At 73.2% G+C, this 23262-nt stretch carries 24 protein-coding genes; 18 read left to right on the top strand and 6 right to left on the bottom strand.

The features are described 5' to 3' along the window. Positions 1-25: 25 nt before the first annotated feature. From dnaJ to OG715_RS15405, 14 genes are all read left to right on the top strand, one after another. Complete coding sequence (gene dnaJ, locus OG715_RS15470) at positions 26-1165, top strand: molecular chaperone DnaJ (protein WP_266269346.1); 1140 nt, start codon at positions 26-28, stop codon at positions 1163-1165. 81 nt (positions 1166-1246) lie between these two features. Continuing rightward, entirely contained in the window at positions 1247-1996 is a 750-nt protein-coding gene (locus tag OG715_RS15465; protein ID WP_266269345.1) for a 16S rRNA (uracil(1498)-N(3))-methyltransferase, read from the top strand. Between the two features lie 77 nt (positions 1997-2073). Then, the gene (locus OG715_RS15460) at positions 2074-5316 is read left to right on the top strand and encodes a S41 family peptidase (protein ID WP_266269344.1); all 3243 of its coding nucleotides are present in this window, start codon (positions 2074-2076) and stop codon (positions 5314-5316) included. A 167-nt stretch (positions 5317-5483) separates the two neighbouring features. Then, complete coding sequence (locus tag OG715_RS15455) at positions 5484-5837, top strand: histidine triad nucleotide-binding protein (protein ID WP_266269343.1); 354 nt, start codon at positions 5484-5486, stop codon at positions 5835-5837. 3 nt (positions 5838-5840) lie between these two features. After that, positions 5841-6761 carry a ribonuclease Z gene (locus OG715_RS15450; RefSeq protein WP_266269342.1) on the top strand — a complete coding sequence of 307 codons (921 nt, stop codon included), beginning with the start codon at positions 5841-5843 and terminating at the stop codon, positions 6759-6761. Positions 6762-7055: 294 nt separating this feature from the next. Further along, positions 7056-8078 (top strand): PhoH family protein, encoded by a 1023-nt coding sequence (locus tag OG715_RS15445; RefSeq protein WP_266271683.1) that lies wholly within the window; start codon positions 7056-7058, stop codon positions 8076-8078. Positions 8079-8092: 14 nt separating this feature from the next. Continuing rightward, positions 8093-8587 (top strand): rRNA maturation RNase YbeY, encoded by a 495-nt coding sequence (gene ybeY / locus OG715_RS15440; RefSeq protein ID WP_030395777.1) that lies wholly within the window; start codon positions 8093-8095, stop codon positions 8585-8587. Positions 8588-8606: 19 nt separating this feature from the next. Beyond that, a complete protein-coding gene (locus OG715_RS15435) occupies positions 8607-9932 on the top strand; it encodes a hemolysin family protein (RefSeq protein WP_266269341.1) in 1326 nt (441 codons plus the stop codon). 32 nt (positions 9933-9964) lie between these two features. Beyond that, a complete protein-coding gene (locus OG715_RS15430; RefSeq protein WP_266269340.1) occupies positions 9965-10201 on the top strand; it encodes a hypothetical protein in 237 nt (78 codons plus the stop codon). Between the two features lie 69 nt (positions 10202-10270). Beyond that, entirely contained in the window at positions 10271-10810 is a 540-nt protein-coding gene (locus OG715_RS15425) for a DUF4383 domain-containing protein (RefSeq protein WP_266269338.1), read from the top strand. A gap of 33 nt (positions 10811-10843) precedes the next feature. Further along, complete coding sequence (locus OG715_RS15420) at positions 10844-11197, top strand: cytidine/deoxycytidylate deaminase family protein (protein ID WP_266269336.1); 354 nt, start codon at positions 10844-10846, stop codon at positions 11195-11197. 126 nt (positions 11198-11323) lie between these two features. Next, the gene (locus OG715_RS15415) at positions 11324-11482 is read left to right on the top strand and encodes a hypothetical protein (protein WP_266269334.1); all 159 of its coding nucleotides are present in this window, start codon (positions 11324-11326) and stop codon (positions 11480-11482) included. A 55-nt stretch (positions 11483-11537) separates the two neighbouring features. Then, positions 11538-12467, top strand: a complete 930-nt coding sequence (gene era, locus OG715_RS15410; protein ID WP_266269333.1) for a GTPase Era — start codon at positions 11538-11540, stop codon at positions 12465-12467. 46 nt (positions 12468-12513) lie between these two features. After that, on the top strand, positions 12514-13227 hold the full coding sequence (locus tag OG715_RS15405; protein ID WP_266269332.1) for an alpha/beta fold hydrolase: 714 nt from the start codon (positions 12514-12516) through the stop codon (positions 13225-13227). Between the two features lie 95 nt (positions 13228-13322). Here OG715_RS15405 and OG715_RS15400 read toward each other — a convergent pair whose 3' ends face one another. After that, positions 13323-13589: a protealysin inhibitor emfourin gene (locus OG715_RS15400; RefSeq protein ID WP_266269331.1), complete on the bottom strand. Its 267-nt coding sequence runs from the start codon at positions 13587-13589 to the stop codon at positions 13323-13325. A gap of 67 nt (positions 13590-13656) precedes the next feature. Continuing rightward, positions 13657-14679, bottom strand: a complete 1023-nt coding sequence (locus OG715_RS15395; protein ID WP_266269330.1) for a M4 family metallopeptidase — start codon at positions 14677-14679, stop codon at positions 13657-13659. 369 nt (positions 14680-15048) lie between these two features. Here OG715_RS15395 and leuA point away from each other — a divergent pair, with 369 nt between their 5' ends. From leuA to OG715_RS15375, 4 genes are all read left to right on the top strand, one after another. Further along, complete coding sequence (leuA, locus tag OG715_RS15390) at positions 15049-16845, top strand: 2-isopropylmalate synthase (RefSeq protein ID WP_266269329.1); 1797 nt, start codon at positions 15049-15051, stop codon at positions 16843-16845. Positions 16846-17269: 424 nt separating this feature from the next. After that, positions 17270-17779, top strand: coding sequence for a TerB family tellurite resistance protein (locus OG715_RS15385; protein WP_266269328.1), 510 nt, complete (start codon positions 17270-17272; stop codon positions 17777-17779). Positions 17780-18154: 375 nt separating this feature from the next. Beyond that, entirely contained in the window at positions 18155-18904 is a 750-nt protein-coding gene (recO, locus tag OG715_RS15380) for a DNA repair protein RecO (RefSeq protein WP_266269327.1), read from the top strand. A 4-nt stretch (positions 18905-18908) separates the two neighbouring features. Further along, entirely contained in the window at positions 18909-19754 is an 846-nt protein-coding gene (locus OG715_RS15375; protein WP_266269326.1) for an isoprenyl transferase, read from the top strand. 179 nt (positions 19755-19933) lie between these two features. Here the strand turns inward: OG715_RS15375 and OG715_RS15370 are convergent, their stop codons facing one another. From OG715_RS15370 to OG715_RS15355, 4 genes are read right to left on the bottom strand one after another with little or no spacing between them, the layout of a single operon-like run. Beyond that, positions 19934-20344: a Fur family transcriptional regulator gene (locus OG715_RS15370; protein ID WP_045938470.1), complete on the bottom strand. Its 411-nt coding sequence runs from the start codon at positions 20342-20344 to the stop codon at positions 19934-19936. 35 nt (positions 20345-20379) lie between these two features. After that, positions 20380-21300 (bottom strand): metal ABC transporter permease, encoded by a 921-nt coding sequence (locus tag OG715_RS15365; RefSeq protein WP_266269324.1) that lies wholly within the window; start codon positions 21298-21300, stop codon positions 20380-20382. After that, positions 21297-22094 carry a metal ABC transporter ATP-binding protein gene (locus OG715_RS15360; RefSeq protein WP_266269323.1) on the bottom strand — a complete coding sequence of 266 codons (798 nt, stop codon included), beginning with the start codon at positions 22092-22094 and terminating at the stop codon, positions 21297-21299. Before OG715_RS15360 ends, OG715_RS15365 begins: the two co-directional genes overlap by 4 nt. 13 nt (positions 22095-22107) lie before the next feature. Beyond that, positions 22108-23184, bottom strand: a complete 1077-nt coding sequence (locus tag OG715_RS15355; protein WP_266269322.1) for a metal ABC transporter substrate-binding protein — start codon at positions 23182-23184, stop codon at positions 22108-22110. Positions 23185-23262 lie beyond the last annotated feature (78 nt).

Raw genomic sequence — 23262 nt, 5'->3', positions numbered from 1 at the left:
ACAGGCGGAACAAGCGGAGCATTTGGTGGCCACGGACTACTACGCGGTACTCGGCGTCCGACGGGATGCGGGGCAGGACGAGATCAAGAAGGCGTTCCGGCGCCTGGCACGCGAACTGCACCCGGACGTCAACCCGGACCCGAAGACGCAGGAGCGGTTCAAGGAGATCAACGCCGCCTACGAGGTGCTCTCCGACCCGCAGAAGCGCCAGGTCTACGACCTCGGCGGCGACCCGCTCTCGCCGAACGGCGGAGCCGGTGCGGGCTTCGGCGCGGGCGCGGCGGGCTTCGGCTTCTCCGACATCATGGACGCCTTCTTCGGCGCCGCCTCCGGCCAGCGCGGACCGCGCTCCCGGACCAGGCGCGGCCAGGACGCCATGATCCGGCTGGAGATCACCCTGGAGGAGGCCGCGTTCGGCACCACCAAGGAACTCCAGGTCGACACCGCCGTCACCTGCACCACCTGCAGCGGCGAGGGCGCCGCGCCCGGCACCTCCGCGCAGACCTGCGACATGTGCCGCGGCAAGGGCGAGGTCTCCCAGGTCACCCGGTCCTTCCTGGGCCAGGTCATGACCTCGCGGCCCTGCCCGCAGTGCCAGGGCTTCGGCACCGTCGTGCCGACCCCGTGCCCGGAGTGCGCCGGCGACGGCCGGGTCCGCGCCCGCCGCACCCTGACCGTCAAGATCCCGGCCGGGGTCGACAACGGCACCCGGATCCAGCTGGCCGGCGAGGGCGAGGTCGGCCCCGGCGGCGGCCCGGCCGGCGACCTCTACGTCGAGATCGCCGAGACCGCCCACCCGACCTTCCAGCGGCGCGGCGACGACCTGCACTGCACGGTCACCATCCCGATGACGGCGGCCTCGCTCGGCACCCAGGTGCCGCTGCAGACCCTGGACGGGATCGAGGAGGTCGACATCCGGCCCGGCACCCAGTCCGGCCAGTCGATCCCGCTGCACGGCCGGGGCATCACCCACCTGCGCGGCGGCGGCCGGGGCGACCTGATAGTGCATGTCGAGGTGCAGACGCCCACCAAGCTCGACCCCGAGCAGGAGGAGCTGCTGCGCCGCCTGGCGGTGCTGCGCGGCGAGGAGCGGCCGTCCGGCCAGTTCGCGCCCGGGCAGCAGGGGCTGTTCTCCCGGCTGAAGGACGCCTTCAACGGCCGGTAGCCGTCCCGCGCGGGGGTGCCGAGGCTTCCTCGGCACCCCTTTCGCGTTCCCGTTCCCGTCCCCACCCCGGAGGTTCCCCGCATGACCGCGCCCGTGTTCGTCGTCGACACCGAGCGGATCGCCGCCGCCGCGCCGGGCGCGACGGTGCGCCTGGACGGGCCGGAGGGCCGGCACGCCGCCGCGGTGAAGCGGCTGGAGCCGGGCGAGGCGGTCACCCTGGCCGACGGGCTCGGCCTCGGCGCGGACGGCACCGTCGCGGCGGTGCACGGCAAGGACGCGATCGAGGTGACGGTGACGGCGGTGCGCCGCGAGCCGGAGCCTGCGCCGCGGATCGTCGTCGTCCAGGCCCTGCCCAAGGGTGACCGGGGCGAGCTGGCGGTGGAGACCATGACCGAGGTCGGCGTGGACGTGGTGATCCCCTGGGCCGCGTCGCGCTGCATCACCCAGTGGAAGGGCGAGCGCGGCGCCAAGGCGCTCGCCAAGTGGCGGGCCACCGCGCGGGAGGCCGGCAAGCAGTCCCGGCGGCTGCGCTTCCCCGAGGTCCGCGAGGCGATGACCACCCGGCAGCTGGCCCCGGTACTGGCCGCCGCCGCGTTCGCCGCCGTGCTGCACGAGGAGGGCGCCGAACCGCTGGCCGCCGCGGACCTGCCGACCGGCGGGGACCTGGTGCTCGTGGTCGGCCCCGAGGGCGGCGTCTCCCCGGAGGAGCTGGCCGCCTTCGCCGGGGCCGGCGCGAAGCCGTACCGGCTCGGCCCCTCGGTGCTGCGCACCTCCACGGCCGGGGTCGCGGCCGGCGCGCTGCTGCTGGGCCGCACCGGCCGCTGGGCCTGACACCGGAATCCCCCGTGGGGGTTCGCGGACCGCGAACGGCGGGCGCGCCGTGCCCCTGGCTGCCTAGGGTGGCGACCGTGAGCGAACCCGAGAGCACCCCCGAGGGCGCCTACCTGCGCCACCCGCACCTGCACGGCGACCTGATCACCTTCGTGGCCGAGAACGACGTGTGGCTCGCCCCGCTGGACGGCGGCCGGGCCTGGCGGCTGACCGCCGACCACCGTCCGGTCCGCAGACCGATGTTCTCCCCGGACGGCCGCCACGTCGCCTTCACCTCCACCCGGGACGGCGCCCCCGAGGTGCACGTGGCCCCGGTGGACGGCGGGCCGTCCCGGCGGCTGACCCACTGGGGCGACGCGCAGACCCAGCTGCGCGGCTGGACCGCCGACGGCCGGCCGATCGCCACCACCGCCACCGGGCAGGCCTCGCTGCGCCGCACCTGGGCGCGGGCGGTGCCGCTGGACGGCGGCGAGGCGGCCCGGCTGCCGTACGGCCCGGTCGGCGGGCTGGCCTTCGAGCCCGGCGGCGACCGGGTGCTGCTGGTCTCCGCCTACGCCACCGAGCCGGCCTGGTGGAAGCGCTACCGGGGCGGGCGGACCGGCCGGCTGTGGATCGGCGCCGACCGCTTCGAGCGCGTCCACGAGGACCTGGCCGGGCACATCGAGTCGCCGCTGTGGGTGGGCGGGCGGATCGCCTTCCTCTCCGACCACGAGGGCGTCGGCGCGCTGTACTCCAGCCTCCCGGACGGCTCCGACCTGCGCCGGCACGGCATCTCGCCGGAGGGCTTCTACGCCCGCACCGCCACCACCGACGGGAGCCGGGTGGTCTGGCACAGCGCCGGCGACCTGTGGCTGCTGGAGGACCTCGACGGCGCCGAACCGCGCCGCCTGGACGTCCGCCCGGCCGGCCCGCGCACCGGCCGCCGCCCCTGCCCGGTGTCCGCCGCGCACTGGCTGGAGAGCGCCGCCCCGGACCGCACCGGGCGGGCCGGGGCCGTGGTGGTGCGCGGCTCCGTGCACTGGCTGGCCCACCGGGAGGGCCCGGCCCGGGTACTGGACGAGACGCCGGGCGTGCGCGGCCGGCTGGCCCGGGTGGTGCCGGGACCGGCCGGCGAGGACGCCGCGCAGGGCGTGGTCTGGGTGACCGACGCCGAGGGCGAGGACGCGATCGAGTACGCGCCCGCGGTGCTCGGCACCGAGCGCCGCCGGCTCGCCGCCGGGCGGCTGGGCCGGGTCCGCTCGCTGCTGGTCTCCCCGGACGGCAAGCAGCTGGCGGTCGGCGCGCACGACGGCCGGGTGCTGCTGGTCGGCCTGGCCGACGGCGCCGTGCACGAGCTGGCGCACAGCACCGACGGCGAGGTCAGCGGGCTGGCGTTCAGCCCGGACTCGGCCTGGCTGGCCTGGTCGCAGCCGACCCTCGGGGCGTGGTCGCTGCGTCAGATCGTGCTGGCCAACCTGGCCACCCGGACGGTCTCCGAGGCGACCCCGCAGCGGTTCGTCGACACCTCCCCGGCGTTCACCGCCGACGGCCGGCACCTGGCCTTCCTCTCGGTGCGCAGCTTCGACCCGGTGTACGACTCGCACGTCTTCGACCTGTCGTTCCCCAACGGCTGCCGCCCGTACCTGATCACGCTGGCCGCCGACACGCCGTCGCCGTTCGGCCCGCGCCGCGCGGGCCGAACGGCCGGCGGGGAGGAGGACGAGCCGAAGGGCCGCCGGACGGACGGCGAGGAGGGCGCGGCCGACGCGCCGCCGGCGACCCGGGTCGACCTGGACGGCATCGCCGACCGGATCGTGCCGTTCCCGGTGGAGGGCGGCCGGTTCGGCGTCCTGCGGGCCGCCAAGGACGGCGTGCTGTGGACCAGGCTCCCGCTGGTCGGCGAGCTGGGCGACGAGGCCGCCTCGCTGGAGGACGAGCGCCCGCGGGCGACCCTGGAGCGCTTCGACTTCCGCAAGCGCCGGGCGGAGCAGCTGGTGGACGGCCTGGACGCGTTCGCGGTGAGCGGGGACGGCACCCGGCTCGCGGTGCTGGACGAGGGCGAGCTGCGGATCGTGCCCGCCGACCACAAGGCGTCCGGCGAGGACGACGAGATCGACGTCGACCTGGACCGGCTGCGGGTGACGGTCGACCCGGCGGCCGAGTGGCGGCAGATGTACGACGAGAACGGCCGGCTGATGCGGGACAACTTCTGGCGTCCCGACCTCGGCGGGGTGGACTGGGCCGGGGTGCTGGCCCGCTACCGGCCGCTGGTGGAGCGGCTCGGTTCGCACGACGACCTGGTGGACCTGCTCTGGGAGGTGCACGGCGAGCTGGGCACCTCGCACGCGTACGTGGTGGCGCACGGCGTGCACAGCGAGCCGGCCCGCCGGCAGGGCCTGCTGGGCGCGGACCTGGTCCGGGACGGCGAGGTGTGGCGGGTCGCGCGGATCCTGCCGGGGGAGTCCTCCGACCCCCGGGCGCACTCGCCGCTGGCCGCCCCCGGCGCGGCGGTCCGTCCCGGGGACGCGGTGCTGGCCGTCAACGGCCGCCCGGTGGACCCGGTGACCGGCCCGGCGCCGCTGCTGGCCGGCACCGCCGGGCAGCCGGTCGAGCTGACGGTGGCCGGCAAGGACGGCACCGACCAGCGGCACCCGGTGGTCGTGCCGCTCGCCGACGACGAGGCGCTGCGCTACCACGACTGGGTGGCCGGGCGGCGGGCCGCCGTCCGGGAGCTGTCCGACGGCCGGCTCGGCTATCTGCACATCCCCGACATGCAGACCACCGGCTGGGCGCAGATCCACCGCGACCTGCGGTCGGAGATGGCCAGGGAGGGCGTGGTCGTCGACATCCGGGGCAACCGGGGCGGGCACACCTCGCAGCTGGTGGTCGAGAAGCTGGCGCGGCGGATCGTCGGCTGGGGCGTGGGCCGGGACGTCGCCAATCCCGCGCCGTACCCGGAGGACGCGCCGCGCGGTCCGGTCGTCGCCCTGGCGGACGAGTACTCGGGCTCGGACGGCGACATCGTCAACGCGGCGATCCAGGCGCTGGGGATCGGCCCGGTGGTCGGCACCCGCACCTGGGGCGGGGTGATCGGCATCGACAGTCGCTACTCGCTGGTGGACGGGACCCTGGTGACCCAGCCCAAGTACGCGTTCTGGTCGGAGCGGCTCGGCTGGGGCCTGGAGAACCACGGGGTGGACCCGGACGTGGAGGTGCCGTTCCCGCCGCACGCCTGGGCGGCGGGGGAGGACCCGCAGCTCGCCGAGGGGGTGCGGATCGCCCTGGCGGCGCTCGCCGAGCGGCCGGCGAAGACCCCGCCGGCGCTGCCCTGGGAGCGGTAGCCCGGTGCCCGTGGGAGGCCGGACCCCGGTCCGGCCTCCCGTCCCCCGCGCGGTCGTCGCCGTGCGTGTTCCGGCGGCGACCGCCTGGCGTGATCCGAAAGAGAGGGCCTAGCATGCCGCCGTACGGTCCCTCCGGACCGGCACCAGCATCCCGCGAGGAGATCCCGATGGCCGGCGAGCCGCAGCCCGACTGCCTGTTCTGCAAGATCGTGGCGGGCGAGATCCCGGCCACCGTGGTCCGCAAGACCGACCGGACCCTCGCCTTCCGCGACATCGCCCCGAAGGCCCCGGTGCACGTCCTGGTGGTCCCGCACGCCCACTACCCGAACGCGGCCGCGCTGGCCGACGCGGAGCCCGACATCGCCGGCGAGCTGCTCGCCGAGGCGGGCCGGGTCGCCGCGGACGAGGGAGTCGAGGACTACCGGCTGATCTTCAACACCGGTGCCGGCGCGGGCCAGACCGTCTTCCACGCCCACGTCCACGTGCTGGGCGGCACCTCCATGACCGAGCGCATGGTCTAGCGGGTGTCGCAGCGCGAACTCGTCGTCCTCGGGACCGCCAGCCAGGTCCCGACCCGGCACCGCAACCACAACGGCTACCTGCTGCGCTGGGACGGCGAGGGCCTGCTGTTCGACCCCGGCGAGGGGACCCAGCGGCAGATGCTGCGCGCCGGGGTCTCGGCCACCCAGCTCACCCGGATCGCCGTCACGCACTTCCACGGCGACCACAGCCTGGGCCTGGCCGGGGTGATCCAGCGGATCAACCTCGACCGGGTCCCGCACCCGGTGGACGTCTACTTCCCGGCCTCCGGCGAGGTGTACTTCGAGCGGCTGCGGCACGCCACCGCCTTCCACGAGACGGCCGTGCTGCGGCCCCGCCCGATCGAGGAACCGGGCCCGCTGCCCGCGCCCGGCGCCCGCTTCGCGCTGGAGGCGGTCCGGCTCTCGCACCCGGTCGAGTCCTTCGGCTACCGGCTGAGCGAGCCGGACGGCCGCCGGCTGGTGCCCGAACGGCTGGCCGCCCTGGGCATCGCCGGCCCCGACACCGGCCGGCTCCAGCACCAGGGCGCGATCGAGGTGGACGGCCGGCGGGTCGCCCTGGAGGAGGTCAGCGAGCCCCGGCCCGGGCAGCGCTTCGCCTTCGTCATGGACACCCGGCTCTGCGAGGGCGTGTACGAGCTCGCCGAGCGCGCCGACCTGCTGGTCGTCGAGGCCACCTTCTCCGACGCGGACGCCGGTCTCGCCGAGGACCACGGCCACCTCACCGCCGGCCAGGCCGCCAAGGTCGCCGCCGAGGCGGGCGTCCGCACCCTGGTGCTGACCCACTTCTCGCAGCGCTACCCCGACCTCGGCCAGCACCTCGCCGACGCCCGCAAGCACTTCGACGGCCCGATCGTGCTTGCCGAGGACCTCGCCCGGGTACCAGTACCGCCCCGGCACAAGTGAGGCGCCCTCCGTCAGGGCCGCGGTGAACAGCGGGGAAAACCGCTCGCGCCGCCCGGCGTTCTGCCGCAGCATCGTCGGGTGCGGCCCCGCCGCCCGCCGCGTCGATCATCCGCGCGGCGTACCCTGGTGCCCCGGAGAGACCGAGCGGCACACGAGACACGGATGGGATGAGGCAGGCCCCAGCGCCGACCTATGAGTGACACATCGCAGACCCGTTCCAACGGACAGCCGCGCCCCGAACCGGCCGAGGACGGCCGTGTCAGCGCCCGGATCGTCATCCCCGAGAAGCATCCGATGGTCACCCTGCTCGGTGCCGCCGACTCGCTGCTGCGAGTGATCGAGCAGGGCTTCCCCGCCGCCGACATCCACGTCCGGGGCAACGAGGTGACCGCGACCGGCGAGCGCGCCGAGGTCACCCTCGTCAAGCAGCTGTTCAGCGAGCTGATGCTGGTGCTGCGCACCGGCCAACCCCTCACGGAGGACTCCGTGGAGCGATCCATCGCCATGCTCCGCAGCGGCGTCGACGACCCGGACAGCCCGGTGCCGTCGAAGGTCTTCACCGCGAACATCCTGTCCAACCGGGGCCGGACCATCCGTCCGAAGACCCTCAACCAGCAGCGCTACGTCGACGCCATCGACAAGCACACGATCGTCTTCGGCCTCGGCCCGGCCGGTACCGGCAAGACCTACCTCGCGATGGCCAAGGCCGTCCAGGCCCTCCAGGCCAAGGAGGTCAACCGGATCATCCTGACCCGTCCGGCCGTCGAGGCGGGCGAGCGGCTCGGATTCCTGCCCGGGACCCTCTACGAGAAGATCGACCCGTACCTGCGGCCGCTGTACGACGCGCTGCACGACATGATGGACCCCGACTCCATCCCGCGGCTGATGGCCGCCGGGACGATCGAGGTCGCGCCGCTGGCCTACATGCGCGGCCGTACCCTCAACGACGCCTTCATCATCCTGGACGAGGCCCAGAACACCTCGCCCGAGCAGATGAAGATGTTCCTCACCCGCCTCGGGTTCAACTCCCGGGTGGTCGTCACCGGCGACACCAGCCAGATCGACCTCCCGGGCGGCACCCGCAGCGGCCTCAAGGTCGTCCAGGAGATCCTGGTCGACGTGCCCGACATCCACTTCTCCGTCCTCACCAGCACCGACGTGGTCCGCCACAAGCTGGTCGGCCGGATCGTGGACGCGTACGAGCGCTGGGACGCCCTCCAGGAGGCCCAGGAGACCGAGGAGCGACGCCCCCCGGTCAAGGCCGCCCAGCGGCGCGGCTCACGCGCACCCCGACAGTCCCATCGCACCGAAAGCTGAGTAACCAGCCCGTCATGTCGATCGACATCGCCAATGAGTCCGGCTGGGACGTCGACGAGGAGTCCGTCCTCGCCGTCGCCCGCTACGCCCTGGACAAGATGCGGATCCACCCGCAGTCCGAACTGTCCGTGATCCTCGTGGACGGGGCGGCGATGGAGGAGCTGCACATCCAGTGGATGGACCTCCCGGGCCCCACGGACGTGATGTCCTTCCCCATGGACGAGCTGCGCCCCGGCAAGGAGGGCGAAGAGCTGCCGCAGGGGCTGCTCGGCGACATCGTGCTCTGCCCCGAGGTCGCCGAGCAGCAGGGCAAGGCGGCCCCGTCCAAGCACTCGATGGACGAGGAGCTGCAGCTGCTCACCGTGCACGGCGTGCTGCACGTGCTCGGCTACGACCACGAGGAGCCGGACGAGGAGGAGGAGATGTTCGGCCTCCAGAAGGCGATCCTCGACGGCTGGCGGGCCGAGCGGGGCCTCGGCGGCATCTCCCCGGCCCCCACCACCCACTGAGCGCGGAGCCCGAACCCCTGTGAGTGGTGAAAGTACGAGCTTCATCCTCGGCGCGGTCGCGCTGGTCGTGCTCGGCTGGCTGGCCGCGTGCGCCGAGGCGGGCATCTCCCGGGTGTCCCGGTTCCGGGCCGAGGAAGCGGTCCGGTCCGGGCGCAGGGGCTCGGCCCGGCTGCTGGCACTGGCCTCCGACCCGATCCGCTACCTCAACCTGGCCACCCTGATCCGGGTGGCCAGCGAGATGGCGGCGGCGGTGCTGGTCACCGTGGTGTGCGTGCGCAACATCGACACGACCTGGCAGGCCGTGCTGCTGGCGTTCGGCGTGATGGTGCTGGTGTCCTTCGTGGCGGTGGGGGTCTCCCCGCGCACGATCGGCCGCCAGCACCCCCTCACCACCGCCACCGCGGCCTCCTTCGTGCTGCTGCCGCTGGCCCGGATCCTCGGCCCGATCCCCAGGCTGCTGATCCTGCTCGGCAACGCCCTCACGCCCGGCAAGGGCTACCGGGAGGGCCCGTTCGCCTCCGAGGCGGAACTGCGGGCCCTGGTCGACCTGGCCGAGAAGAACGACGTCATCGAGGACGAGGAGCGCCGGATGGTGCACTCCGTCTTCGAGCTGGGCGACACCATCGTCCGCGAGGTGATGGTGCCGCGCACCGACCTGGTGATGATCGAGCGGCACAAGACCGTCCGCCAGGCGCTGACCCTGGCGCTGCGCTCGGGCTTCTCGCGGATCCCGGTGGTCGGCGACAACGAGGACGACGTGGTCGGCATCGTCTACCTCAAGGACCTGGTGCGCCGCACCCACATCAACCGCGACTCCGAGTCGGACGAGGTCGGCGCCGTGATGCGCCCGGCGGTGTTCGTCCCGGACTCCAAGCCCGCCACCGACCTGCTGCGCGAGATGCAGCAGATGCGCTCGCACGTGGCGATCGTGATCGACGAGTACGGCGGCACGGCCGGCCTGGTCACCATCGAGGACATCCTGGAGGAGATCGTCGGCGAGATCACCGACGAGTACGACCGGGAGATCGCCCCGGTGGAGGACCTCGGGGACGGCTCCTACCGGATCACCGCCCGGCTGCTGGTCGAGGACCTGGGCGAGCTGTTCGGGATCGAGCTGGAGGACGAGGACGTCGAGACGGTGGGCGGCCTGCTGGCCAAGCACCTGGGCCGGGTGCCGATCCCCGGCTCCTCCTGCGCGATCCCGCTGCCGGAGGAGGTCCCGGGCGGCCTGACCGCCATCCGCCTGACCGCCGAGAGCTCCGCCGGCCGCCGCAACCGGATCGGCTCCGTCGTCGCCGCCCCGGTGCGGGAGGCGGAGGATCCGGCCCGCGGGGCCGACGAGTAGCGTCCGGGTACGTCCGGGGCGACGATGGGGGCATGAGTCACCAACTTCGCGCGGAGTACGGCCCGCAGGGGGCGGCGGGCGGGGTGAAGGTCTGGCACGTCGTGCGGGAGGGGGATCCGGCCGCGGCGTTGTGCGGCCGGAGCATGCCCGCCGACGCGGAGACCCGGTCGGACCAGGAGTGGGGGACCGGGCTCCGGTGCTGTCAGCAGTGCGGTTCGCTGTACATGCACGAGGTGCCGCACATGCAGGGGAGCCACCCCTACAGCTAGGCGGGACAGTTGCGCGGGCCCGGGCCCGACAAGAAACAGCCAGGCGCTACGACCGTGTCGGAGGTCGCCATGAAGCTGCAGGACGAATTGCCCGTCGACCACAAGCTGGTGCTGGTGTGGCGGATCGGGGCGGGGCTCGGTGGGGTGTTCCTGATCGTGTTCGGCTGCCTCGGGCTGGCCGACCACCCGGGATTCCTGTCCACCGAGGGCAACGACATCGCCGGTATGTCCACCAACGGCGCGCTGAGCGTCCTGTCCATCGTGATGGGCGGGGTCCTGGTGGTCGCCGCGGTCATCGGCGGCAATGTCGCCGCCAATGTGAACATGGCGGTCGGCGTGCTGTTCGTGCTGTCCGGGTTCTACGGGCTGACCGTGCTCGGCCGTCCGGACGCCAACATCCTGAACTTCGGGATCCACAACGTGATCTTCGCCTTCGCGTTCGGCGTGGTGCTCACCACCTTCGGGATGTACGGACGGGTCAGCAGCCACCTGCCGCACGACAACCCGTACTGGCGCCAGCGCGCGGCGGACGAGGTGGCGATGCCCAACGGTCCCAAGACCTTCGTGAAGGTGATCCGGCCCGGTCCGCCCAATCCGATCGGCCACTGAGGCCGCCGGCCGGCGGGGCCTATGCTCCTGGGCATGAGTGACATCGTCGAGCTGGACCCCGAAGACAAGAAGATCATCACCCTGGCCCGCTCCGCCCGCGCCCGCAACGGCGTCGCGGAGGGGGCCGCGGTGCGTGACGAGACCGGCCGGACGTACGTGGCCGGGACGGTCGCGCTGGAGTCCCTGCGGCTGAGCGCGGTGCAGACGGCGGTGGCGATGGCGGTGGCCAGCGGTGCGAAGTCGCTGGAGGCGGCGGCCGTGGTGTCCGAGGCGGAGCAGCCGGCCGAGGCCGATCTGGCGGCCGTGCGGGACCTCGGCGGCGCGGGCACCCCGCTGCTGCTGGCCGGGCCTGACGGGGTGCTGCGGGTCTCCGTCGCGGCGCGCTGAGTGCTCGTGGCGCGGCCGGTGCCCGGGGTCGGTGCCCCGGGCATCCGCGCGTTCGAACACCTCTGAATCCAGCGGATAATCTCACCGGGGACGGGCGGGGAAACCGCACGGTGAGGGGGCTGGGCGATGGGGCCGTACGCGTTCTTCGCGGGACTGCTGCTGGGCGTGATGGGCATGGGCAAGTGGCAGGAGACCGGCTCGCCGTTCTGGCTCTGGGGCTCGGTCTCCTTCCTGCTGATCGTCCTCGGCTGGGGGCTGGGCGCGCTGTTCGGCGGGAAGAAATGACCGGCCCGGACGCCGGTGGCGGTCCCCTCGCGGGTGATCAGGGAGAATGGGGTCCATGAGTGCCCCTTCCTCCTCGTACCGCTCCGGCTTCGCGTGTTTCGTCGGCCGGCCCAACGCGGGCAAGTCGACCCTGACCAACGCTCTGGTGGGGACGAAGGTCGCGATCACCTCCGACCGCCCGCAGACCACCCGGCACACCGTGCGCGGCATCGTGCACCGCCCGGACGCCCAGCTCGTGCTGGTCGACACCCCCGGCCTGCACAAGCCGCGCACCCTGCTCGGCGAGCGCCTCAACGACCTGGTCCGCAGCACCTGGGCCGAGGTCGACGTGATCGGCTTCTGCCTGCCCGCCGACCAGAAGCTCGGCCCCGGCGACAAGTTCATCGTCAAGGAACTCGCCGAGATCAAGAAGACCCCCAAGATCGCCATCGTCACCAAGACCGACCTGGTCGACTCCAAGCGGCTCGCCGAGCAGCTGATCGCCGTCCACCAGCTCGGCGCCGAGCTGGGCTTCGAGTGGGCCGAGATCATCCCGGTCTCGGCGGTCGGCGAGAAGCAGGTGGACCTGGTCGCCGATCTGATCACCAAGCTGCTCCCGGAGGGCATGCCGCTCTACCCGGACGGCGACCTCACCGACGAGCCCGAGCAGATCATGGTGGCCGAGCTGATCCGCGAGGCCGCCCTGGAGGGCGTCCGCGACGAGCTGCCGCACTCGCTGGCCGTCGTGGTCGAGGAGATGCTGCCGCGCGAGGGCCGCCCGGCCGACCGGCCGCTGCTCGACATCCACGCCAATGTGTACATCGAGCGGCAGAGCCAGAAGGCGATCGTCATCGGCGCCAAGGGCGCCCGGCTCAAGCACGTCGGCACCACCGCCCGCAAGCACATCGAGGCGCTGCTCGGCACCCCGGTCTACCTGGACCTGCACGTCAAGGTGGCCAAGGACTGGCAGCGGGACCCGAAGCAGCTGCGCAAGCTCGGGTTCTGACCGACGGCGGGTCCGGGTCGACGGCGGTGGCGGCGAGGGGGCGGGGATGAAGCTGAACACGCGGGAGTGGGGCACCGGCGACCGGGTGGCGCTGCTGGTCCACGGGATCATGTCCGACCACCGCAGCTGGCGGTCGGTCGGCCCGGCGCTGGCCGGGCGCGGCTACCGGGTGATCGCGGTCGACCTGCGCGGCCACGGCGCCAGCCCGCGCGGGGAGGGCGCCGCCCCGGAGGACCGCTACGGGCCCGAGCACTACGCCCAGGACCTGGTGGACACCCTGCCGGCGGGCGCGGACCTCGCGATCGGCCACTCCCTGGGCGCCCTGACCCTGCTGCACGCGGTGGACCGGCTCCGGCCGGCCCGGGCCGTCTACTCCGACCCGGCCTGGCGGTTCGTCCGGCCCGGCCTGTTCGACCCGGCCGTGTTCACCCAGTTCAAGGCGGCCACCCGGGAGCAGATCGGCGCGCTCAGCCCGCGCTGGGACGCGGCGGACGTCGAGGTCGAGCTGGCCACCCTCGCCGCCTGGGACCCGGACACCGCGCTCGCCCTCTCCACCCTCGCGGACCGGGCCGCGCTGCCCGGCGCCCCGGTGGTGCCGTCCCTGGTGCAGCTGGCCGACAACAGCTGGCTGATCGGGCCCGAGGACGCCGTGACGCTGCGCGGCCTGGGCTACGAGGTCCGGACGGTGCCCGGTGCCGGGCACACCATCCACCGGGACGACCTGCCGGGCTTCCTGGCCTCGCTCGACGGCTGGCTGTGACGGCCGCGTTGTGACAGCTGTGGTGTGACGGGACGGCTCGGTCGGCTCGGTCGGCTCAGGTGGGACGGTCCGGGTGCGGGACGGGGAGGGGCCGGTCAGGTGCCCTCGCGCAGGACCAGCGAGACCAGCTCCCGCTGGGACTCGGTGAGCTTGGGGTCCGCGCAGTGCACCGTGCGCCCGTCGACGGTGATCGCGTAGTGGTAGCCGTCCGGCACCCCGTAGGAGGGCGCGCGCAACCCGCCCGCGACGGCCTCGCGGGCGAGCGCGTGCACATGCGGGGCGTCCACCCGCTCGGTGGTGTCGAGCTCAGCGCGGCGGACGTGTCCCGCGAGGCCGCCGGTCCGGGTCACCTGGATACGCATGGTGTCCATGGTGCTACCCAGGGATGGCGTTTGCCGGTGTTTTTCCGGACCTTGACCCAATCGCCACTCAGGTCGGGCTGATGCCGACCTTCGCCCAGGACGCGGTCACCGTGTCCGCGACCTCCGGCTCCGGGTAGCGGGCCTTCGCGGCCGCCACGGTGGCCCGGGCGAAGGCCGTGAAGTCCGCGTCCGCGGGCAGCCGCCGGCCGGTCAGCGCGTCGTACCAGATCTGGCCCGCGCGCTCCCAGGAGCGGCCGCCGAGCGCGGTGGCGAGCAGGTAGAACGCGTGGTTGGGGATGCCCGAGTTGATGTGCACGCCGCCGTTGTCCTGGCCGGTGCGCACATAGTCGCGCATGTGCGCGGGCTGGGGGTCCTTGCCGAGCCGGGGGTCGTCGTACGCGGTGCCGGGCTCCTTCATCGAGCGCAGTGCCGCGCCCTGCACCCCGGGGGCGAGCAGGCCGGCGCCGATCAGCCAGTCCGCCTCGGCGGCGTCCTGGGCCAGCGCGTGCTGCTTGACCAGGGAGCCGAAGACGTCTGAGACCGACTCGTTGAGCGCGCCCGGCTGGTCCCGGTACTCCAGGCCCGCGGTGAACTGGGTGACGCCGTGGGCGAGCTCGTGGCCGATGACGTCGATGCAGGCGGTGAAGTCGCCGAACACCTCGCCGTCGCCGTCTCCGAAGACCATCCGCCGGCCGTCCCAGAAGGCGTTGTCGTAGTCCTGGCCGTAGTGGACGGTGGCGTCCAGCCGCAGCCCGCGGTCGTCGATGGAGTGCCGGCCGTAGACGGCGGAGAACAGGGTCCAGGTCGCGCCGAGGCCGTCGTAGGCGTGGTTGACGGACTGGTCCGGGACGGCGCCCTCGCCCTCCCGGCGGACGGTGCGGCCGGGCAGGCGCTCGCGGTGCGCGGCGTCGGAGATCACCCGCTCCAGCCGGTCGGCGGCGGCCCGGTCCGGCAGGGCGGCGGTGAGCCGCGCGGCCCGGTGCGCGGCGTCGAGGGCGAGGGAGCGGGCGGCGGGCTCGTGACCGTCCTCGGCGAGGCGGTCCAGGACGTACGGCGGAACGATCGCGCAGAGCGTCGGTTCGGCTGTCATGTGGCCCAGGGTGAGGCATTGATGACGTGTTGTCACCGGCGCGGACAGGATTTGCGCGCCGTCCGGGCCGCGCCGTGCGCGGCCGGGGGCCGTCTCAAGGGGTGGGAAGACCGTCCGGGCCGCTTCGGGGTCGTGCGGCACTGGGTTAGGCTGGATCGCATCATGCGCATCGGGCTGCTTCTTCTTAGCTGCCGCGTCGAGGGCCTGTAGTCCGTCAAGGGCCGGCTTCCCTCGCCGCGGGGACTGTGCTGCGCGCTGATTTCGGACGATCCGGGACGGGTCGTGAGCGGCAGCAGGCCGGCCGAGTCGGGTGAGAACTCACCCCGACCCGCCCGCACCACGCATCACAGGAAGCCGAGACTCACCTCCATGACCGAGCAGAGTTCCGCCGCGCCCATCCACGCCGCCCGCGCCTTCGTCGACCGTCCGACCCCGATCACCGCCGCCTCGGTACGCCAGCGGCCGTCCGGGATGCGGCACGGCCGCTACCTGCCGTTCGGCGCCGTCGACCTGCCGGACCGCACCTGGCCGGACCAGGTGATCACCAAGGCGCCGCGCTGGCTGTCCACCGACCTGCGGGACGGCAACCAGGCGCTGATCGACCCGATGTCCCCGGCCCGCAAGCGCAAGATGTTCGACCTGCTGGTGGCGATGGGCTACAAGGAGATCGAGGTCGGCTTCCCGTCGTCCGGGGCCACCGACCACGCCTTCGTGCGCTCGCTGATCGAGGAGGGGGCGATCCCGGAGGACGTCACCGTCTCGGTGCTGACCCAGGCGCGCGAGGAGCTGATCGAGAAGACCGTCGAGTCGCTGGTCGGGGCGCCGCGGGCGACCGTGCACCTGTACAACGCGACCGCGCCGCTGTTCCGCCGGGTGGTGTTCCGCAACGACCGGGAGGCCACCAAGGCGATCGCCGTCGACGGCACCCGGCTGGTGATGGAGTACGCCGAGAAGCTGCTGGGCGACGAGACCGCCTTCGGCTACCAGTACTCGCCGGAGATCTTCGTCGACACCGAGCTGGACTTCGCGCTGGAGGTCTGCGAGGCGGTGATGGACGTCTGGCAGCCCGGCGAGGGCCGCGAGATCATCCTGAACCTGCCGGCCACCATCGAGCGGGCCACCCCGAACGTCCAGGCCGACCAGTTCGAGTGGATGTCGCGCCACCTGTCGCGCCGGGAGTTCGTCTGTCTGTCGGTGCACCCGCACAACGACCGGGGCACCGCCGTGGCCTCCGCCGAGCTGGCCTACATGGCCGGCGCCGACCGGATCGAGGGCTGCCTGTTCGGGCAGGGCGAGCGGACCGGCAACGTCGACCTGGTGACCCTGGGCATGAACCTGTTCTCGCAGGGCATCGACCCGCAGATCGACTTCTCCGACATCGACGAGGTCCGCCGCACCGCCGAGTACTGCAACCAGATGGAGGTGCACCCGCGCCACCCGTACGCCGGTGACCTGGTGTACACCTCCTTCTCCGGCTCCCACCAGGACGCCATCAAGAAGGGCTTCGACGCCCTGGAGGTGGACGCCGCCGCCGCGGGCGTGCCGGTCGAGCAGCACACCTGGGGCGTGCCGTACCTGCCGATCGACCCGAAGGACGTCGGCCGCACCTACGAGGCGGTCATCCGGGTCAACAGCCAGTCCGGCAAGGGCGGTGTGGCGTACGTCCTGAAGAACGACCACAAGCTGGACCTGCCGCGCCGGATGCAGATCGAGTTCTCCCGGATCATCCAGGCCAAGACCGACGCCGAGGGCGGCGAGGTCACCCCGGCCGAGATCTGGCGGGTCTTCGAGGACGAGTACCTGCCGACCACGGGCAACCCGTGGGGCCGGATCTCGCTGACCGGTTCGCGCAGCCTGACCACCGAGGACGGCCGGGACGCGCTGACCGCCCACGCGGTGGTGGACGGGGCGACGGTCAGCCTGGCCGGTACCGGCAACGGCCCGGTCTCGGCCTTCGCGGACGCGCTGGCGCAGATCGGCGTGGACGTCCGGGTGCTGGACTACGCGGAGCACGCGCTGAGCGAGGGCGGCGACGCCCAGGCCGCCGCGTACGTGGAGTGCGCGGTGGACGGCCGGGTGCTGTGGGGCGTCGGGATCGACAGCAACACCGTGCTGGCCTCGCTGAAGGCGATGATCAGCGCTGTCAACCGGGCGCAGCGCGGTTAGTTCGTACGGGTAAAAGTTTCCGGGCCGTCCCCTGCGGGGCGGCCCGGCGGCGTTCCCGGACGTCGCGGGGCGGTCGTCCGGCCGGGGGCGCCCCGGCTGTGTCCTGCGCCACATTTTTTGCCGGATCGGGCCGTTCGAGGTACTGACACGTGTCGGCAACCGTGGCAACATCGTCCCACCGGTAAGCCGGGTCGGTGGGACGGCCCGGTGGCCGGTCGCGTGACCTGCCCATTGTTGTGCAGGCCGCCTGCCATGTCTGGGGAGTGGCGCCGTGACAGGGATGTGGGGTGTTCGCCCGAGGTGGCGGACTGATGTTCTCGGTGACTTCTTCTGCCCGGGCTGCGGCGGGGACCGCAACTACCGCCGGCAACACGGCCGGCGGTGGCTGCGGCTGCTGGGGACTCCGGTGCTTCCGCTCGGACCGGTGATCGGCAGCGTCCAGTGCACCAGCTGCCACGGCCGGTTCGGGGTGGAGAGCCTGGAGCAGCCGACCTGCGTGCGTCTGGGCGGGATGCTGCGCGACGCGCAGTACACCGTCGCGCTGGCCGTGCTGGCGGCCGGTGGCACGGCTCACCGCGCGGCCCGCGAGGCGGCCTGCGGGGCGGTCCGGGACGCCGGTTTCGAGGACTGCGGCGAGGCGCAGGTGCTGGCGGCCCTGGCCGCGATGTCCGGTCTCGGCGGCGAGCTGTACGACGCGCACGGCATGTCGGGCGGGCTGGCCGTGGAGCTGCACGCCGTCCTGGAGCCGCTGGCCCCGCACCTGGCCCGGCCGGGCCGGGAGCGGCTGCTGCTGCAGGGGGCGGCGATCGCCCTGGCCGACGGCCGGTACCGGCCGCAGGAGCGGGAGGCGCTGGCCGCGATCGGGCGCTGTCTGGACCTGCCGCACGCGCGGGTCGGGGCGCTGCTGGAGGCGGCGACCCGGGCGCCGTACTAGCGCTCCGGTCCTTCCTGTTCTCCTTCTCCCGGTCCTTCGGTTCCCCCGTCCTTCGGTTCCTCCGTCCTTCGGTTCCTCCGTCTTTCGGATTCCCGGTCGTTCCGTTCGCGGTCCTTCCGGCGGACCCCTTCGCCGGATCCGCGACCCCCTCTCCCTCTCCTCCTTCGACACCTCCTCCCCCTCCGGACCCCCACAACCGGGCCCCTTCCGCCCCCGGCTCCCGGCCGGTGGCGTCCCCACGGCCGGGGCCCGCCGTGACCCGCACCGCTCGGCGAGCCCCCACGGCCCCGGTGCGGGTCACGGCTGTCCGCCGCTGGGGGACAATGGTGGGATGTCCACACTGTTCCACGGCCGCTGCGGCGGTGAGGCGGGCGCATGAGTCTCTTCCGCGACGACGGCGTGGTGCTCCGGGCGCAGAAGCTCGGCGAGGCGGACCGGATCATCACCCTCCTCACCCGCCACCACGGCAAGGTCCGCGCGGTGGCGCGCGGCGTGCGCAAGACCAAGTCGAAGTTCGGCGCCCGCCTGGAGCCGTTCTCGCACGTGGACGTGCAGTTCTTCAGCCGGAACAACAGCGAGCTGGTCGGCCGCGGCCTGCCGCTCTGCACCCAGGTGGAGACGATCGCCCCGTACGGCGGATCGATCGTGACCGACTACGGGCGGTACACCGCGGGGACGGCCATGCTGGAGACGGCGGAACGGTTCGCCGAGAACGAGGGCCAGCCGGCCGTCCAGCAGTACCTGCTGCTGGTCGGCGGCCTGCGCACACTGGCCGCCGGGGTGCACGAGTCGCACCTGGTGCTGGACGCGTTCCTGCTGCGCTCGCTCGCGGTCAACGGGTACGGCGCGACCTTCGACGACTGCGCGAAATGCGGCATGGAGGGACCCAACCGGTTCTTCTCGCTCCAGGCCGGAGGAGTGCTCTGCCCGGACTGCCGCGTGCCCGGATGTGCCGTACCCTCCCCTGAGACACTGGTACTGCTCGGCGCGTTGTTGTCAGGGGACTGGCAGACGGCGGACGCCTGCGAGCCGAGGTACTGGCGGGAAGGCAGCGGACTGGTCGCGGCCTATCTGCAGTGGCACCTGGAGCGGGGTATCCGCTCGATGAGATACGTGGAGAAGTGAGCACATGGCAGCGCGACGGCTCTTCGGCGGCGGCAAGCAGAGGGAGTACCTCCCCCCGACCCCGCACCCCAGCGGCGCCCGGCCCCCGAAGATCCCCGGCGAGCTCGTCCCGGGCCATGTCGCGATCGTCATGGACGGCAACGGCCGCTGGGCCAAGGAGCGCGGGCTGCCGCGCACCGAGGGGCACAAGGTCGGCGAGTCCGTCGTGCTGGACGTGCTCAAGGGCGCGATCGAGCTCGGCGTGAAGAACATCTCGCTCTACGCGTTCTCCACCGAGAACTGGAAGCGCTCACCCGACGAGGTGAAGTTCCTGATGAACTTCAACCGCGACGTGATCCACCGCCGCCGCGACGAGATGGACGCGATGGGCGTGCGGGTGCGCTGGGCCGGCCGGATGCCGAAGCTGTGGAAGAGCGTCGTCCAGGAGCTCCAGGTCGCCGAGGAGCAGACCAAGGACAACGACGCCGTCACGCTGTACATGTGCGTCAACTACGGCGGCCGGGCCGAGATCGCGGACGCCGCGGCGGCGATCGCGGCCGATGTCGCGGCGGGCCGGCTGGACCCCAAGAAGGTCAACGAGAAGACCCTCGCCAAGTACCTGTACCACCCGGACATGCCGGACGTGGACCTGTTCCTGCGCCCCAGCGGCGAGCAGCGGACGTCGAACTTCCTGCTCTGGCAGTCGGCCTACGCCGAGCTCGTGTTCCAGGACGTGCTCTGGCCGGACTTCGACCGCCGTGACCTGTGGCGGGCCTGCGAGCAGTACGCGAGGCGCGACCGCCGGTTCGGCGGGGCGCTCCCGAACGAGGCGCCGGCCGAGCTGGTCGGCGAGGTGCCGGCGCAGCGCTGAGCCGGTGCGGTGCCGAGCCGGTGCGGTGCCGAGTCGGTGCCTGCGGCGAGCCGGTGATGTGCTCGGTGCGGCGCTGAGCCGGCTCAGCGCTCGCTGCGGTGCGGCGCCGGGTGCGCGCGCGGAGAAGGGCCCGCGGGAGGTGACTCCCAGCGGGCCCTTCGGCGTACCGGTGCCGGTGCTCAGACCTTCGCGGCGCACTCCGCGCAGGTGCCGAAGATCTCCAGGGTGTGCGCGATGTCGCTGAACCCGTGCTCGGCGGCGACCGAGTTGGCCCAGCGCTCGACGGCCGGGCCCTCGACCTCGACGGTGGCACCGCACTGGCGGCAGACCAGGTGGTGGTGGTGCCCGCTGCTGCACCGGCGGTAGACGGCCTCACCGTCGGCGGTGCGCAGGACGTCCACCTCGCCGGCGTCGGCGAGGGACTGGAGCGTCCGGTAGACGGTGGTCAGACCGACCGAGTCCCCCCGGTGCTTCAGCATGTCGTGGAGCTCCTGGGCACTGCGGAAGTCCTCGATCTCGTCCAGGACCGCCGAGACGGCGGCGCGCTGCCGGGTCGATCGGGCTCGCGGCGACGGGCCTGCGGTGGTCACCGTGGGTCCTCCTGCTGGTGTGGGCGACTGGCACCTCATTGTGCCAGCCCCGCACTGGGCGCCGGAGTGGTCGCGTCGACCCGCTCCGGGCCGGGCAGTCGGACGTCGCAGACCTGCGGTCCGCTCTCCGGGGTGTCGCGGTGTCGGCGGCGGGCGAGCGGGGCGGCGATCGCGCCGAACACCGCGAACACCACGATGGCCAGCAGCACGATGGCCGGGCCGGAGGGCACGTCCAGCTGGTAGGAGCCGGTGACGCCGGCCAGGGCGACGAGCACGCCGACCGCGATCGAGCCGGCCTGGGTGGCGGCGAAGGAGCGGGTGAGCTGCTGGGCGGCCGCGACCGGAACGACCATCAGGGCGCTGACCAGCAGCAGGCCGACCACCCGCATGGCGACGGTGACGGTGACCGCGGCCATCACCGCGAGCAGCAGGTTGAGCAGCCGCACCGGGACGCCGGTGACCCGGGCGAAGTCCTCGTCCTGGCAGATCGCGAACAGCTGGCGGCGCAGGCCCAGGGTGACGGCGACGACGACGCCGCCGAGCGCGCCGATGGTGGCGAGGTCGGCGGGGGAGACGGTCAGGATGGAGCCCCAGAGGTAGCTCTCCAGCGAACCGGCGCCGGCCTGGGCGGACTTGGAGACCAGCAGCTTGCCGCAGGCCATGCCGCCGTAGAAGAGCATCGCGAGGGCGATGTCGCCGCGCTGGTTGCCGCGCGCGCGGACCAGTTCCATGGTGACGGCGCCGAGCACGCAGACCGCCACGGCCATCCAGACCGGGCTGGTCTGGAAGATGAAGCCGAGGCCGACGCCGGTCATCGCGACGTGGCCCATGCCGTCGCCCATCAGCGCCTGGCGCCGCTGCACCAGGTAGATGCCGACGGCGGGGGCGGTGATGCCGACCAGCACGGCGGCGATCAGCGCCCGCTGCATGAAGTCGTAGCTGAGCATCTCGGTCATGACAGCAGTCCCCGGGGTCGGTCGTGTTCGTGGCCGTGGTCGGCGTGCGGATGGACGTGGTCGTGGCCCGGCAGGGCGTGCAGACCGGTGTTGGGAACGGGCGGGCCGTCGTGCGCGACGCAGCCGTCGCGCAGCACCACGGCCCGGTCGATCAACGGCTCCAGCGGCCCGAGTTCGTGCAGCACCAGCAGGACGGCGGCGCCGCGCGCGACCTCGGCGCGCAGGGTGTCGGCGAGTACCTGCTGGCTGGCGGCGTCCACCCCGGCCATCGGCTCGTCCATGATCAGCAGATCGGGGGCGCCGGCCAGGGCGCGGGCGATCAGCACCCGCTGCTGCTGGCCGCCGGAGAGGTCGGCGACCCCGTCCCGGGCCCGGTCGAGCATGCCGACGGCGGCCAGCGCGCGGTCCACGGCGTCGCGGTCCGCGCGGCGGAACGGCAGCAGCCGGTGCAGGGGCAGCCGGCCGGTGGAGACGACCTCCCGGACGGTGGCCGGGACGCCGGAGGCGGCGGTGGTGCGCTGCGGCACGTAGCCGATCCGGTGCCAGGCGCGGAACCGGGCGAGCGGGGTGCCGAACAGTTCGAGCGTGCCGCGCTCCAGCGGGACGGCCCCGGTGACGGCCTTGATGGTGGTGGACTTGCCGGAGCCGTTGGCGCCGAGCAGGGCGACCACCTCGCCGGGGCGGACGGTGAGGTCGATGCCGCGCAGCACCGGCCGTCCGCCGCGCGAGGCGACGGCGTCGTGGAGGCGGACGGCCGGGTGGGCCGGGGATGCCGGGGATGTCGGGGAGGTCATGCCGGTGGTCCCGTCAGCTGGTGGGTGCGGCGGGCGCGGCCGGCGCGGTGGTCGCGGTGGTCGCGGTGGTCGCGCCGGAGGGGGCGGCCGCGGCCGGTGTGTCGGCGCCGAGGGCGGTCCGCAGGTTGGCCAGGTTCTGCCGCATGACCGAGAGGTAGTCGTCCTTGGCCGGGTCCTTGACGCCTTCCAGCGGGTCGAGGACGGCGGCCCTGAGGCCGAGGTCCTTGGCCACGGTGTCGGCGAGCTTGGGGCTGACCAGGGTCTCGAAGAAGATCGTGGTGACGCCGTTCTCCTTGGCGGCCTTCTGGACGTCGGCGAGGCGGGCCGGGGTGGGCTCGGACTCGGGGTCGACGCCGTTGATGGCGACCTGGGTGAGGCCGTAGGCCCCGGCGAGGTAGCCGAAGGCGGCGTGGCTGGTGACGAAGGTGCGGTTCCGGACGTCCTTCAGCCCGTCCTTGAACTCCTGGTCCAGGGCGGTGAGGCGGCCGACCAGCTCGTCGGTGTTCTTCCGGTAGTCCTCGGCGTGGGCCGGGTCGGCCTTGGCGAACTCGGCGCCGACGCTCCTGGCCACCGCCGCGTAGCGGGCCGGGTCGAGCCAGATGTGCGGATCGCCGGCGGCCCCGTCGTGGTCGTGGCCGTCGTGCCCGCCGCCGCTCTGCCCGTCGGCGCCGTGGTCGTGCCCGTCGCCCTCGGTGTGGCCCTCGGCGAGGTGGTGGTCCTCCAGCGGGGCGGCCGCGGTGGCGTCGATCTTGTGCTTGGAGCCGGAGCCGGCGACCGCCTTGTCGACGGTGGGCTGCAGGCCCTTGAGGTAGACGATCGCGTCGGCCTTCTTGACCGTCCCGACCTGCTTGGCGGTGAGTTCGAGGTCGTGCGGCTCGACGCCGGCGGCGGTGAGGTCGGTGACCTTCACGTGCTCGCCGCCGATCCGGTCGGCGAGGAACTCCATCGGGTAGAAGGACGCGACGACGTTCAGCTTGCCCTCCGCGCCCTGGGCGCCGCCACTGCTGCCACAGGCCGTCAGGGTGAGGCCGGCGGTGAGGGCGGTGGCGGTCAGGGCTATGGCGCCGCGAGTACGTCGTCGGATCATCATGACAACCATTCTCAGATTAGATGGAAATGATTGTCAAATCACTCGGACGGGTGAACGGGTGGTGACGGTGAGTGGGCC

The sequence above is a fragment of the Kitasatospora purpeofusca genome (genome assembly GCF_036010405.1).
GTDB lineage: Bacteria > Actinomycetota > Actinomycetes > Streptomycetales > Streptomycetaceae > Kitasatospora > Kitasatospora purpeofusca.
Note: the sequence above shows the minus strand (reverse complement) of the source record. Positions and strands in the feature narration are given on the sequence as shown.